This window comes from Rhizobium sp. SRDI969 (assembly GCF_025152725.1).
GTDB lineage: Bacteria > Pseudomonadota > Alphaproteobacteria > Rhizobiales > Rhizobiaceae > Rhizobium > Rhizobium leguminosarum_I.
The window spans coordinates 3,769,324-3,782,182 of sequence record NZ_CP104035.1; the positions used below are offsets into that span (position 1 = coordinate 3,769,324).

The 12,859-nt window shown below is 61.4% G+C and carries 13 protein-coding genes; 7 read left to right on the top strand and 6 right to left on the bottom strand.

All coding sequences use genetic code 11. The features are described from left to right. The first annotated feature begins 477 nt into the window (after nt 1-477). The 3 genes from N2A41_RS18710 to N2A41_RS18720 all read left to right on the top strand — a co-directional run bounded on the left by N2A41_RS18710 (nt 478) and on the right by N2A41_RS18720 (nt 3,222). On the top strand, nt 478-1,371 hold the full coding sequence (locus N2A41_RS18710; RefSeq protein WP_017967928.1) for a LysR family transcriptional regulator: 894 nt from the start codon (nt 478-480) through the stop codon (nt 1,369-1,371). 139 nt (nt 1,372-1,510) lie between these two features. Further along, complete coding sequence (locus tag N2A41_RS18715; protein WP_170259854.1) at nt 1,511-2,152, top strand: DUF1007 family protein; 642 nt, start codon at nt 1,511-1,513, stop codon at nt 2,150-2,152. Continuing rightward, nucleotides 2,146-3,222: a nickel/cobalt transporter gene (locus tag N2A41_RS18720; RefSeq protein WP_260109450.1), complete on the top strand. Its 1,077-nt coding sequence runs from the start codon at nt 2,146-2,148 to the stop codon at nt 3,220-3,222. The genes N2A41_RS18715 and N2A41_RS18720 overlap by 7 nt, the downstream gene beginning before the upstream one ends. Before the next feature lie 59 nt (nt 3,223-3,281). Here N2A41_RS18720 and N2A41_RS18725 read toward each other — a convergent pair whose 3' ends face one another. The 4 genes from N2A41_RS18725 to N2A41_RS18740 form a co-directional block, all read right to left on the bottom strand. Then, a complete protein-coding gene (locus N2A41_RS18725; RefSeq protein ID WP_017967931.1) occupies nt 3,282-3,488 on the bottom strand; it encodes a hypothetical protein in 207 nt (68 codons plus the stop codon). After that, the gene (locus N2A41_RS18730; protein WP_170259855.1) at nt 3,485-4,180 is read right to left on the bottom strand and encodes a GNAT family N-acetyltransferase; all 696 of its coding nucleotides are present in this window, start codon (nt 4,178-4,180) and stop codon (nt 3,485-3,487) included. Before N2A41_RS18730 ends, N2A41_RS18725 begins: the two co-directional genes overlap by 4 nt. Nucleotides 4,181-4,244: 64 nt before the next feature. After that, nucleotides 4,245-4,964: a tellurite resistance TerB family protein gene (locus N2A41_RS18735; RefSeq protein ID WP_170259856.1), complete on the bottom strand. Its 720-nt coding sequence runs from the start codon at nt 4,962-4,964 to the stop codon at nt 4,245-4,247. 264 nt (nt 4,965-5,228) lie between these two features. After that, nucleotides 5,229-5,867, bottom strand: a complete 639-nt coding sequence (locus N2A41_RS18740) for a 2-dehydro-3-deoxy-phosphogluconate aldolase (protein ID WP_018483505.1) — start codon at nt 5,865-5,867, stop codon at nt 5,229-5,231. Nucleotides 5,868-6,020: 153 nt separating this feature from the next. On the opposite strand from N2A41_RS18740, the gene N2A41_RS18745 reads away from it, so the two are divergent. From N2A41_RS18745 to trhO, 4 genes are all read left to right on the top strand, one after another. After that, nucleotides 6,021-6,509, top strand: a complete 489-nt coding sequence (locus N2A41_RS18745) for a CYTH domain-containing protein (RefSeq protein ID WP_170257572.1) — start codon at nt 6,021-6,023, stop codon at nt 6,507-6,509. Beyond that, nucleotides 6,487-7,395: a CHAD domain-containing protein gene (locus tag N2A41_RS18750; RefSeq protein WP_170259857.1), complete on the top strand. Its 909-nt coding sequence runs from the start codon at nt 6,487-6,489 to the stop codon at nt 7,393-7,395. Before N2A41_RS18745 ends, N2A41_RS18750 begins: the two co-directional genes overlap by 23 nt. A 155-nt stretch (nt 7,396-7,550) precedes the next feature. Next, the gene (locus N2A41_RS18755; protein WP_170259858.1) at nt 7,551-8,027 is read left to right on the top strand and encodes a VOC family protein; all 477 of its coding nucleotides are present in this window, start codon (nt 7,551-7,553) and stop codon (nt 8,025-8,027) included. A gap of 71 nt (nt 8,028-8,098) precedes the next feature. Beyond that, nucleotides 8,099-9,028, top strand: coding sequence for an oxygen-dependent tRNA uridine(34) hydroxylase TrhO (gene trhO / locus N2A41_RS18760; protein ID WP_170259859.1), 930 nt, complete (start codon nt 8,099-8,101; stop codon nt 9,026-9,028). Nucleotides 9,029-9,079: 51 nt separating this feature from the next. On the opposite strand, the gene N2A41_RS18765 is transcribed toward trhO, so the two are convergent. Together N2A41_RS18765 and N2A41_RS18770 are read right to left on the bottom strand one after the other, a co-directional pair. Continuing rightward, the gene (locus N2A41_RS18765; protein WP_170259860.1) at nt 9,080-11,290 is read right to left on the bottom strand and encodes a bifunctional diguanylate cyclase/phosphodiesterase; all 2,211 of its coding nucleotides are present in this window, start codon (nt 11,288-11,290) and stop codon (nt 9,080-9,082) included. Between the two features lie 117 nt (nt 11,291-11,407). Then, complete coding sequence (locus N2A41_RS18770; protein ID WP_170259861.1) at nt 11,408-12,781, bottom strand: GH1 family beta-glucosidase; 1,374 nt, start codon at nt 12,779-12,781, stop codon at nt 11,408-11,410. Between the last annotated feature and the right edge of the window lie 78 nt (nt 12,782-12,859).

Consider the following 12,859-nt stretch of genomic DNA (forward strand, 5'->3'; position numbering starts at 1 on the left):
GGCATACGATAGCTCGCATTGGAACCAGCCGGTGGAGACCCCGGAACCATAGCTAGCGCTCGATGCGCGAATAGTGAACCAACGCCGCGGTGCGGTGTAAGTTCGGCTTTGTCTGCCATGGATTGGAGGGAGAATCCCAACCGCACTTCCGGCAATGATGGTGTGCCTCTTCAGTAACCCCCGCTGATGGAAAGCAGGGAGAGAACAAAAAGGCCCGCACCGTCGTTGCTTCAGGCGTCCTCGCATTTTCCGGTTGGCCGGAATAGCGACTGGAGGGGTTAATTCCAGGTACCTTACCGATTTCCTCACCAATTCGAGGGTTCGGCGGACACCCATGGGCACGTGCGACTTTGGGCTGAGTGGGAAATAAGAATATTCGCCTTCATAATCAAGCGATTTTTTGATCCTTGGGCTAAAAAAATAATTGAACAAAACAAGCCAATTTGTTCAACATTCCGAAACAGCCCGAAGGGTGCCATGGATACCTTGACCCGCATACGCGCCTTCATCGATGTCGTCGAGGCCGAAGGCTTCTCCGCCGCCGCACGGCGCACCGGCCGCTCCAAGGCGCTGCTCTCCAAATATGTGCGTGAACTGGAGGATGAACTCGGCGCGCTGCTGCTCAACCGTACAACCCGGCAGTTCTCCATGACCGAAGCCGGCCACACCTATTATCGCACCGCTTCCGATATCCTCAAGGAGATCGACAACCTCGCCGATCTCGTGCGTGAGAACAATGCACAGCTAAAGGGACGGCTGCGCATCTCGGTGCCGCGCACCTTCGTCGATGCCGAGGTCGGCCAGTCGCTGATTGATTTCGCCAAGGAGAACCCGGATCTTACGCTGGAGATTGCCGCCGACGACCGGTTCGTCGATCTGATCGAGGAAAGCTTCGACGTGGCGATCCGCATCACTAAACTCGAGGATTCCGGCATGATCGCCCGCAAGATCTCGGATTTCCGCATCCATATCTGCGCTACCCCCGATTTTCTCGAGCGTTATCCCGATCTCGATCACCCGACGGCCCTTTCCAACGTCCCTTTCATCGTCGATACCAATGCGCGCACCCAGGCGAGCATCCGCTTCCACAACCCCGACAACACCTCGTTCGCCGTCGCCGTTTCCGGACCGATAGAGGTGAACAGCCCGCATGCGACGTTACGCGCGGCACTTGCCGGCATCGGCGTAGCCTTCATCCCGGATTTCATCGCCCGCAAGCCGATCGAGAGCGGCGAACTGGTCACGCTGTTCAACGATTACATCCCCACCGACCGCGGCATTTATGCCGTCTATCCGCACCGGCGCTACCTGCCGGCCAAGGTGAGGATCTTCGTCGATTACCTGCACAACTGGTTCAAGAAGCACCCATGATGCGACAACAGGTTCCATGTTGATCCACCTGGCTGAGACGATCGGACGGCGACGATCGGGGATCCACAGTGAAGCCGGTCCCAATTCCGTCCCAATTTCTGGCAAGAAGTCAGGGTCACCGAACAGAGCAGCGGAATAAATGAAACATTCGACGATACTGATCGCCGCGCTTCTTTCGCTGGCGCCGGCCGCCGCCTTTGCCCATCCGCACATCTTCGTGGAAGCCCGCCTCGAAGTCGTGGCCGGCAAGGACGGCAGTGTCGAGGAACTGCGCAATGTCTGGCGCTTCGACGAGGTCTTTTCGTCCTCCGTCGTCATGGATTTCGACAAGAACACCGACCTGAAGCTGGAGCCGAACGAACTCGCTGAGGTCGGAAAGACGGTGAAGCAATCGCTTGCCGACTACGATTACTATATGAACCTGACGATCAACGGGAAGAATATCACCGTCCAGAAGCCCGACATCATCCATGTCGACTACAAGGATGGCCAGCTGCTGATGTTCTTCGCGGTAAAGCCGGTCGAGAAGATGCCGCTCAAGGGCAGGCTCACCTTCGGCGTCTATGACCCGACGCTCTACACCTCGATCGATTTTCCCACCGACACCGAGCTGGCGATCGTCGGAGACGGCTTCAAATCCTGCAAACATCAGGTGGTGCGGCCGGATGCCGACGAGGTGATCTCGCAAAACAAACAGTCGCTGACGGACGCTTTCTTCAACGATCCGACCGGCACCAACATGTCCAAACTCTTCGCCACCCGGCTGGAGGTTACATGCTGACGAAACGCCTGTCCCTCATCCTTTCCGCTGCAATCCTTGCGCTGGTAACGGCTGCAAGCCTCGCCCATGCGCAGTCGCCGCTCGGCATCGGCACTGCAGAGCCGAGCTTCCAACCGACCGGCGGGCCGCTCGCACCGCTTTTGCTCTATGTGAATTATGAACAGCAGACCTTCTATCGGGCACTGACCGGCGCCTTGAAGGCGATGCGCCAAGACCCATGGCAACTGGCATCGCTGATCGGCCTGTCCTTCGCCTACGGCGTCTTCCATGCCGCCGGCCCAGGCCACGGCAAGGCGGTCATCTCCTCCTACATGATCGCCAACGAGGTCGAGCTGAAGCGCGGCGTGGTGATTTCCTTCATTTCTGCCTTCATCCAGGGCTTGGTGGCGGTGGCGCTGGTCGGCGGCGCCTGGCTGGTGTTGCGCGGCACCGGCATCACGCTGACGGAGGCGACCCACGCAATGGAGATCTCAAGCTTCGTCATGGTCATCCTGTTCGGCGGCTGGCTGCTGTTTCGAAAACTGCGCTCGATGGCGGGCAATATGCCGCGCCGCCGGCTGATGGCGACGCCTGCCGGCCCGGTCAGCATGATGCTCGACTGGAAGGACAATGCCGTCGAACGCCAGGCCTATGCCTTCAACGGCAAGGCGCAGGCTGTGGAAGCCGGCCACACTTTCGTTCCCGGCATGGTCTGCGAGACTTGCGGCAATGCCCATGTGCCCGACCCGGCCCTGCTTGGCGGCGACAGATTCAGCGCCCGCGAGGCCTGGTCGGCTATCGTTGCCGTTGGTCTGCGCCCCTGCTCCGGCGCACTTCTGGTCATGACCTTCTCGCTCTTGAACGGGCTCTATCTCGGCGGCGTGCTTTCGGTCGCCGCCATGTCGCTCGGCACGGCGATCACCGTTTCCCTGCTTGCCACACTTGCCGTCACCGCCAAGAGTGCAGCCGTCCGTCTCTCCGGACGCGGCTCGACCGCCTCGATCTGGATCGGCAACGCCATCGAAATCCTCGGGGCCGTGCTCGTCATTCTGATGGGCGCCCTGCTGCTCGGGGCCTCGCTGCAGGGCTAGAGCAATTCCAGCAAAAGTGCGCAGCGGTTTTGCGTCCGGAATTGCGCAATGCTGGAGACTTACTTTCCCCGGCCGCGCTGATAGCGTGCCCGCAGCCAGAAGACCGCAAAAAACGCCATGATCAGGCAGACGCCGACGACGATCGCCAGCGTCGGCGAGAAATTGCCGATCCACAGCACGATGGTCGGCAGGAAATAGATGACGAGGGCGGCGCTGAGCAGGATGATGCCGGCGGCGGTCGCCTGCGAGCGGCTTTCCGGGCTCATACGAGCCTTTCCTTTTCGAGATCGGCGCGGATATCCTGCAGGCGACGGATCTGGTTGCCCTCGGCGTCGAAATTCTCCGGCGAAAGCCATGCTTCGAAGGCATCGTTGATCATCGGCCATTCGGCATCGATCATCGAGAACCAGGCGGTGTCGCGGTTGCGATGCTTGGAGATCATATGCTGGCGGAAGACCCCTTCGAAGCTGAAGCCGTAACGCGCGGCCGTCGTCTTGCTCGCCTCGTTGTTATTGTCGCATTTCCATTCGTAGCGGCGGTAGCCGAGATCCTCGAAGACGTGCTTGGCCATCAGGTAATGCGTCTCGGTCGACAGCGGCGACCGCTTCATCTCGGCCCCGTGCGCCACCCCTCCGATCTCGACGACGCCGTTTGCCGGGTCGGCGCGCATGTAATTCGCCATGCCGACAATCTTGCCGGTGGCGTTGTCGCGGAAGATGTGGGTGAGCCAGCCGGACTTGGTATTGACGGTTTCCAGCCAGTTAGCGAAATCGTCGATACCGGAGAAATCATCCTGTGCGAAATAGAGAAGCAGCGGGTTGATGCCCATGCCGCCGAGCCCGTCCCACAGCGCCTCGAGATGTTCCGCGCGCCGATAGGGCCCGACGGTAACGAAGCGGCCCTTCAGCGTGACCGGCTTCGGCGCCGGGCAGCCCTTGAAATTTGCAAGATCGCGCATGTTCACTCCTCTTTTCCGAAGAGTGGATAGGCCAGCCGCCCAGCAAAGGCAACCGGCCTAGATGTCACTGTGACAAGGTCGTCTTGGCCGACGACACCGTCGCCTCGATATGGTCGACCAGCTGGTCGGCAAGGCCGAGGCGGCCGGCAAGCAAATCGAGATAACCGCGCTCGGCGCGCGAATCCGGCTCGATGGTGAGCCGCGAGGCGGTGTAGAGCTCGACGCGCTGTTCTTCCGTCGTCGCGGCGGCAACGAGCGCATCGATATCCGTCGGCGAAGCGAGTTCATTCTCGATGAAGGCCGCAGCCTCGCCGCTGACGTCGGCGGCCTTGACCTTCTCCATGATGAGGGCGCGTTCGGCATCGTCGATATGGCCGTCGGCCTTGGCGGCGGCGATCATCGCGCGGATCAGCACCAGGACGAATTCATTGCTGCCGGCAGGCGACGTCGGCCCGAAACCGGATTCGGCAGGCGGCGGAAGGAGAACCGGATTATTTGCCGAGGGTGCATCCGAGGGGGCTGCGGGCGCCTGCCCCGCCTGGTAATTCTTGTAGGCCTGGTAGCCGAGGCCGGCAATGGCGGCAAGACCGCCAACCGCCAGCGCATTGCCGGCAAGACCACGACCGGTCTTGGTGCCGAGGAGCACCGCAGCAATGGCGCCGGTCGCCAGCGGATTGTTCCTGGCCGTCTGCATAGCATCGCCCGCCCTGTCGCGGACCGAGCCGCCGAGACCCGGCACCTGCGAACCCAAGAACTGGTCGAGAAGCTTCTTTGCGTCGAACATTCCTCGTCGTCTCCCTGTTTGAAGCTGGAGGAGAACATAGGTTTGCGACGGCTGAAATACAAATGCGACGTGCCGAGTTGCCACCCCCTCTGCCCTGCCGGGCATCTCCCCCACGAGGAGGGAGATTGGCTGGGCGTGAGGGTTTCCTCAAACAATTGGCTCAAGCGGCGGATCGGGAGAAAGAGCTGGTCTCTTGCCGATCTCCCCCCTCGTGGGGGAGATGTCCGGCAGGACAGAGGGGGTGTCCCCCCACCGAACAAAGGTTTAGGCCTTCAGCGCCGCCGCTTCTGCCGCGAGTTTGGTAATGCCAGCCCAGTCGCCGGCCGCGACCAGTTCTTTCGGCGCCACCCACGAGCCGCCGACGCAGATAACGTTCGGCAGCGAGAGATAATCATTGGCGTTCTTCAGCGAAATGCCGCCGGTCGGGCAGAACAGCGTGCCTGCAAGCGGTGAGGACAGCGCCTTGAGATAGGCGGCGCCACCGGCCTGCTCCGCTGGGAAGAACTTCAGCACCTGGTAGCCTTCCTCGCGCAGCGCCATGACTTCGCTGGCGGTCGCAGCCCCTGGAAGCAGCGGCACGTCGGAATCGGCGGCGGCATCGAGCAGTTCCTGCGTCGTACCCGGGCTAACGATGAACTTCGAACCGGCCGCGACGGCGGCTTCCCAATGAGCGACATTGAGGATCGTGCCGGCGCCGACTTCGGCGCCCTCGACCTCTGCGGCGACGGCGCGCACGGCCTCGAGTGCCGCCGGGGTGCGCATGGTGATCTCGATCGCCTTCAGACCGCCTGCGACGAGCGCGCGAGCCAGCGGCACCGCCGTCTTCGCATCGTCGACGATCAAGACCGGAACGACAGGCTGGAGTTTCAGGATGGAAAGGAGTTTCTCTGTTTTCTCGCCCATGGTCACGCGACCTCCTTGAAACGATTGAATTCGGACCCGAATAACGCCCCTGCGGAACCTTGTCGAGATAAAACCGGACCGCATGCCGAGAAGGGTATGAAATGCGTGGAAATTGGGCTACCGTGCCGCAATCGTCACAAAAGGTTCACCGGTATGGCGAAAGAGATCGAGCGGAAGTTTCTTGTACGCAGCGATGGATGGCGTTCCGCCGTCGAGACGAAGTCTGTCCTCAGACAGGGTTACATCGCGTCGATGGACGATCGTTCCGTGCGGGTGCGCATCCTCGACGGCAGGAAAGCGAAACTGACGATCAAGATCGGCCGCAGCGCCATCACCCGTGACGAATTCGAATACGACATCCCGATCGCCGACGCCGAGGAGCTGTTGCAGGCAGCCATCGGCGTCGTCATCGAGAAGACGCGCCACCGCGTTCCACATGAGGGCTTCGTCTGGGAGGTTGACGTTTTTGCCGGCGAGCACCGCGGATTGGTGATCGCCGAGGTGGAGATGACGGCCGAGACCGACAGTCCGGCGCTGCCCACCTGGCTCGGCCGCGAGGTGACCGGCGATTTCCGATATTCCAATCAGGCCCTTGCCACAGAATACGGGCACGACAGGCATGGCCTATCGCATTCGGCCTGACGCCGATTTTACCGAGGCGTTTCGCAAGGTCGCCATCGAGCAGCTGGAACACGCCGTCACGGTTCTCGAGAAGCGGCCGGACGGCGCGCACGAGGCAATCCATTCCTTCCGCAAGAACCTGAAACGACTACGGTCGCTCTACCGCCTCGTGGCCCGCGAGGTTCCGGATTTCCAGACCCATGAAAATGCAAGGCTGCGCGATGCCGCACATTCGCTTTCGGCGATCCGCGACGCTGCCGCCCTGATCGGCACCGGGCAATATCTGCAGCACTCGGCACGCGGGAACGAGGAGAACGAGGCGCTCGGCCGCATCGTCAACATTCTCGAAGGACGCCGTGAATGGATGGCGGAAGCCGAAAGCGGCCTGGAACAGCGGCTGACGGAAACATCCGACGCTCTGAAGGAGGCGATCGCCGCACTGGATGAAGTCTCGTTCAATGGCGGCCATCGCAAGAATGCCCGCATGCTGGCGAAGAGCTGGCGCCGCACTGCGCGCAAGGCCAAAGCCGCGCTTGCGGCTTGCCACGGCGAGGCATCGGCCGATGATTTCCATACTTTGCGCAAACGCACCTACGACTATCGGCTCTACCATGCCCTTTTGCGTGACGTCTGGCCGGGCGCGATGAAGGCCAAACGCGATGCGGCCAAGGAGCTCGTCGAGGATCTCGGCCACATCCACGATCTCACCGTGCTCTCCGAACTGGTCGAGTCCGAACCGCAGCTCTTCACCCGCAATGATGATCTTGCGCATCTGCTCGACATCATCATCTTCCGCCAGCAGGAAGACCGACGGCAAGCGCTGATCAAAGCCGAAGCAGTCTTCGCCGACGATGCCGACGAGGAAGCCCAACGCATCGAGCTTCTCTGGCTGATGGCCGGGAGTTGAGAGGCGGCGAAACCGGAAGTGCTTCTGCGCTGCTCTGCATTTCCGATTGCTTCAGCATCTGAAGATTTCGCGAGGAAACCCGTTGACCTCAACCAAACTTGAGGTCCTAGCCTGCGGTGGTCGAACAAGCTAACGACTTGATCCGCGAGGAAAAAATGACCGCCGAAAATACCACGATGCCGAAGGTGCTCGGGCTCTACGAGACCCATCTGACCGTTGCCGATCTCAAGACCTCCGCGGATTTCTACCGCGATGTCGTCGGGCTCGAAACTGCCGCCTCATTCGAGGAGCGTAAAGTTGCTTTCCTCTGGGTGGACGACAGGAAGACCGGCATGCTCGGCCTTTGGGAAACAGGAACCGGACCGATGAAGATGCGGCTGCATATCGCCTTCCGCATGACCGCCAGCGGCGTGCTGCAAGCGCCCGCCATTCTCAGGGCAAAAGGTGTGGAACCTCTCGGCTTTGCCGGTGAACCGGTGACGGAACCGGTGGTTCTCGGCTGGATGCCGGCGCTGTCGATCTATTTCAAGGATCCGGACGGGCACTCGATCGAGTTCATCAACGTTCTCGACGACATCCCCGACCGGAGCTTCGGCGTGCGGCCGTTTTCCGCGTGGCAGGCGCGAGCGTAATCGGTCAGGGATCAAGGCCGCCGCTGGTGAAGGCAATTGCGCGGCCCGCCGATTTTCTGTATTTCCGGCCCATGACCGACAGCCTGACACACACCAGCCCGTTTCTCGTGGCCGCACTTTACCATTTCGTTTCCGTGCCGCGCTTTGCCAGCCTGCAAGCGCCGCTGCAGACGCTTTGCGAGGAGAACGGCGTCAAGGGAACGCTGCTTCTGGCGCATGAAGGCATTAACGGCACGATCGCAGGCCCGGATGCCGGCATTCACGCCGCGCTCGCCTTCCTGCGCGTCCAGCCGGAATTTTCGGGCCTGGAGCACAAGGAAAGCCGCGCCTCGAAAATGCCCTTCCTGCGCATGAAGGTGAAGCTCAAGAAGGAAATCGTCACCATGGGCGTCGAGGACATCGACCCCAACAAGGTGGTCGGCACCTATGTGGCGGCCAAGGACTGGAACGCTTTGATTTCCGATCCTGATACCATCGTCATCGACACCCGCAACGATTACGAGACGGCAATCGGCATCTTTCGCGGCGCGCTCGACCCGAAGACCAAGACTTTCCGTGAATTTCCCGATTGGGTGCGCAACAATACCAGCCTGCACAACAAGCCGAAGGTCGCCATGTACTGCACCGGCGGCATACGTTGCGAGAAGGCCACCGCTTTCATGAAGGCTGAGGGTTTCGACGAGGTCTATCATCTGAAGGGCGGCATCCTGAAATATCTCGAAGAAGTGCCGCAGGAGGAAAGTCTCTGGGACGGCGCCTGCTTCGTTTTCGACGAGCGCGTCTCCGTCGAGCACGGGCTGAAGCAAGGCGAACACCGGCTGTGCCACGCCTGCCGGAACCCGATCACCGCGGAAGAAATCACCTCCCCGCTTTACGAAGAGGGGGTTTCCTGCAGTCACTGCTATCATACGCGCACGGAAGAAGACCGGCTGCGTTACCGTCAGCGGCAGCACCAGATAGCCCTCGCGAAAAAGCGCGGCCAGCGACATATCGGCAGTTGAGCCGGGATTCTGTTGGGGTCAGCCTTGCTGTTTGAGGGTCGGGGCCGCCGGTCAGGCTGCGCCGATGCATCGCCGAGCTTCCGGCTGCGCTGCACGTTGCTCATTCAGCATCTCGGTGATGAGATCTGATGTCATAGGCTTTCCGAACCAATAGCCCTGCAGGCAGTCGCAGCCGAAAAGGCGCATGGCTATCGCCTGCTCCTCGGTCTCGATGCCTTCGGCCGTCACCGGAATATCGAGCGAGCGGGCGAGCGCCACCGTCGCCTGCAGCATCTCGCGCTGGCGTTTGTCGTTCACGCCCAAGACCAGCGAGCGGTCGATCTTGATGCGGTCGAAACCGAACTGCCTGAGATAACCGATCGAGGAGAAGCCGGAACCGAAATCGTCGAGCGCCACCTTGACCCCCAGCCCCTTCAACCGTTCGATCGACTGGCGGGTGCGCTGCGGGTTCTGGATCATGTAGCCTTCGGTGATCTCCAGCGTGATGCGACCGGCCTCGATCTCCGTCTGCTTCAGCACGTAGCGCACATAGTCGGTAAACGCGGGATTGCGGAACTGGCCGGGCGAGACGTTGACCGAGACGTTGAGGTTCGGCCATTGTTTGGCCGTCTCGCAGGCTTTGCGCAACACGAACAAGCCAAGCGATTCGATGAGGCCGCTGGTCTCGGCGATCGGGATGAACAGCTCAGGCGAGACGGGACCATGGCCCGGACGGTTCCAGCGCACCAATGCCTCGACGCCGGTCATCGCATGCGTCGCCGCATCGATCAGCGGCTGGTAGGCGAGCGTCAGGTCGCCGCTTTCGATAGCGATCCGGAGATCGAGTTCCAGCGCATTGCGCTGCTCCCGATCCGCATCCATCGACGGATCGTAGAGCATCATGCGCGCGCGGCCGGCCTCCTTCGCCTTGTACATGGCAAGGTCGGAGCGGCGCACCAGTTCCTCACGCCCAATCGCGCCGGAAGGCGACATGGCGATGCCGATGCTTGCCCCGACGACGACGACACGGCGACCGATCTCCAGCGGCTCGACAAGAAAATCGAGGATCTGCTCGGCCAACTGCAGAGCGGCGGCATTCTCGCTGTCGGAGAGAAAGGCGATCGCAAATTCGTCGCCGCCGATGCGGGCGAGAACCGCACCCTGCGGAATGAGCACAGCGAGCCCGGCCGCGACCGCCCGGATTAGCTGGTCGCCGGTGCCGTGGCCATAGCTGTCGTTGACCTCCTTGAAGCCATCGAGGTCGAGGTAGAGGAGCAGCACGTTGCGCTTGGTCTGGCGTGCCTCGACGACAAAACGATCGACGGCGAGCCCGAGGCCGTCGCGATTGGAAAGACCACTCAGTCTGTCGCGCAGCGCTTCCTTGCGAGCGCTGTTTTCCTCCGCTTTCAGGCGGCGGCCGGCAAGCCAGCCGATGACCAGCAGCACCACGAAGAACAATCCGACGAGGCCGAGCGCCTGGATGACCATCGGCCGCACTTGCGCATAGGCGATATCGCCGGGTGAACGCGAAGTCCAGACGAGCTTGCCGAGCGTTGCCCCCATCGGATCAACGATGGGTACGCGATAGTCGGCAGCAAAACTCGGCGGCGCCAGCCTCAGCCCGCCGATGACATAGGTCTGGCCGAGCGCGGTCACTCTGTCGTCATCGAGATGGCGGGCGAAAATAAGATAGCGGTGCTGGCCGGCGGGCGCATCCAGCGCACCGGACTTTTCCCGCACCAATGCCACGCCGACAGCGGCAATGCCCCGTTTGGTGGTAACGAAACCCACCGCTTGAGGACGATCGGCCGGGCCGACCGCCTTCACTCTGTCGAGCAGGATCCAGAGCGACGGCGCGAAGAAATCCGTGAGCGGCTCCTCCATCGGTTTGCCGTCGCGATAGGTCATGATCGCCTTCTTCTCGCCATCGACGACGATCGCCATGTCAAACAGCGAGCTATTGACCGACATCTCGCCGTAATTGCTCACCGTCCAGGCCATACCGTCCGGCGCGTAGACGTTGGCGGCGGCATCGTCCCAGGCGGCATAATCGTCCAGCGTCGCGCCGAGCTGATCCTCGAATGTCTTCACCGCGCCGATCGTCGTTTCGCGCGAGCGCTCGTCATCGAGGAGATTGGCGTTTTCGGTCACGCGTTCGAGCGCAGTCAGCACCATGACGGTGACGACGGCGACGATGACCGCGAAGGAGAAAAGCACGCCGGTAACGGTGATGTGACGGCCTATTCCCAATCCCTTGCTCTGCGACTTTCCGACTGTCTGCATTACGGCTCCCTGACCGTCGGACTTTGCCAGTCAACGGTTCAAAAACGTTTAAGCAACCGCCTGTTGCAGCTTTCTGACGCGCTATTTTTGTGCCTGCAGCCGTCGGAAGGCGCGCCCCTAACCCGGCGTGTGATTGCCCTTCGGAAATTGGGCCGCAAGTTCGCGGTACCATTTGCCGCTCTTCTTCACCGTGCGTACCTGGGTCTGATAGTCGACATGCACGAGGCCGAAGCGCATGCGATAGCCTTCCGCCCATTCGAAATTGTCCATCAGACTCCAGGCGAAGTAGCCGCGTAGGGGATAGCCGTCCTTGATGAGACCGGCAACGATGTCGAGGTGATCGCCGACATAGTCGAGGCGCATCGTGTCGTCGACCTCGCCGTCGACGACATCGGTGTTGTCGCAGGCGCCGTTCTCTGTGATGTAGCATTCCGGCAGTTCGTAGCGACGGTAGAGATCCTCTATCGAGAGTTTCAGGCCAGGCGCATAGATTTCCCAGCCGATATCAGTCTTGACGTCGCTTGCCGGCGCCGCTTCCACCGTCCAGGGGAAATCGCCCTTGCGTTCGGCGTCGTCGGTGACGCGCTCGGGCTTGTAGTAGTTCAGGCCCCACCAATCGAGTTTCTGGCTGATCAGCTTCAGGTCGCCATCCTCGACGACGGGCATGCGGTCGCCGAGCGCCTCGACGAATTCCTTCGGATATTCGCCCTTGAAGACAGGATCGAAGAACGCGCCGTTGTGGAACTGATGCGCACGCTCGCCGGCGGCAAGATCGGCCGGGCTGTCGGAGCCGTGAATGATCGAGGCGGCGTTGAGCACAAGCCCGACGGGCACGCCAGGGGCTTCCGAGCGAACCGCCTCGACGCCGAGGCCGTGGGCGAGGTTCATGTAATGCATGGCGTGAAGGGCGGCCTGCATGTTGCGCTCGCCCGGAGCATGGATGCCATAGAGGTGGCTGAGCCAGACGATGCACCAGGGTTCGTTGAAGGTCGCGACCCGGTCGAGGCGGTCGCCAAGGCGGTTCATCACCGTCTTGGCATAACGCTGAAACGCATAGGCGGTCGAGCGCGCCGTCCAGCCGCCTTCGCCGGCGAGCAACAGAGGCAGATCCCAGTGGTAGAGCGTCGCGAAGGTCTTGATGCCGCGCGCCTTGCAGCCGTCGACCAGCCGATCGTAGAAATCGAGGCCGGCCTCGTTCACCGGACCCGTGCCGTCGGGGATAATGCGCGGCCAGGCAATCGAGAACCGGTAGGCTTCGACACCCATCTCCTTGATGAGATCGAGGTCCTGTTCCAGGCGATTGTAGTGATCGCAGGCGATATCGCCGTTATCGCGATTGTGGACGCGGCCGGGCATATTGCAGAAAGCATCCCAGATGGATGGCTTGCGGCCATCGGCTTTGCTGGCGCCTTCAATCTGGAAGGCAGCGGTGGCAACGCCGAAAGTGAAGTCGCCGGGAAAGCGTTCCGCGAGTTTCTTCGGATCGATCATCTGCAAGTCCTATCTCTCAGGTTGAGCCGTTTGCGCCGGATTTAGCCAAGCCTGAAGGCAAAGTACAGGCTGACGGCG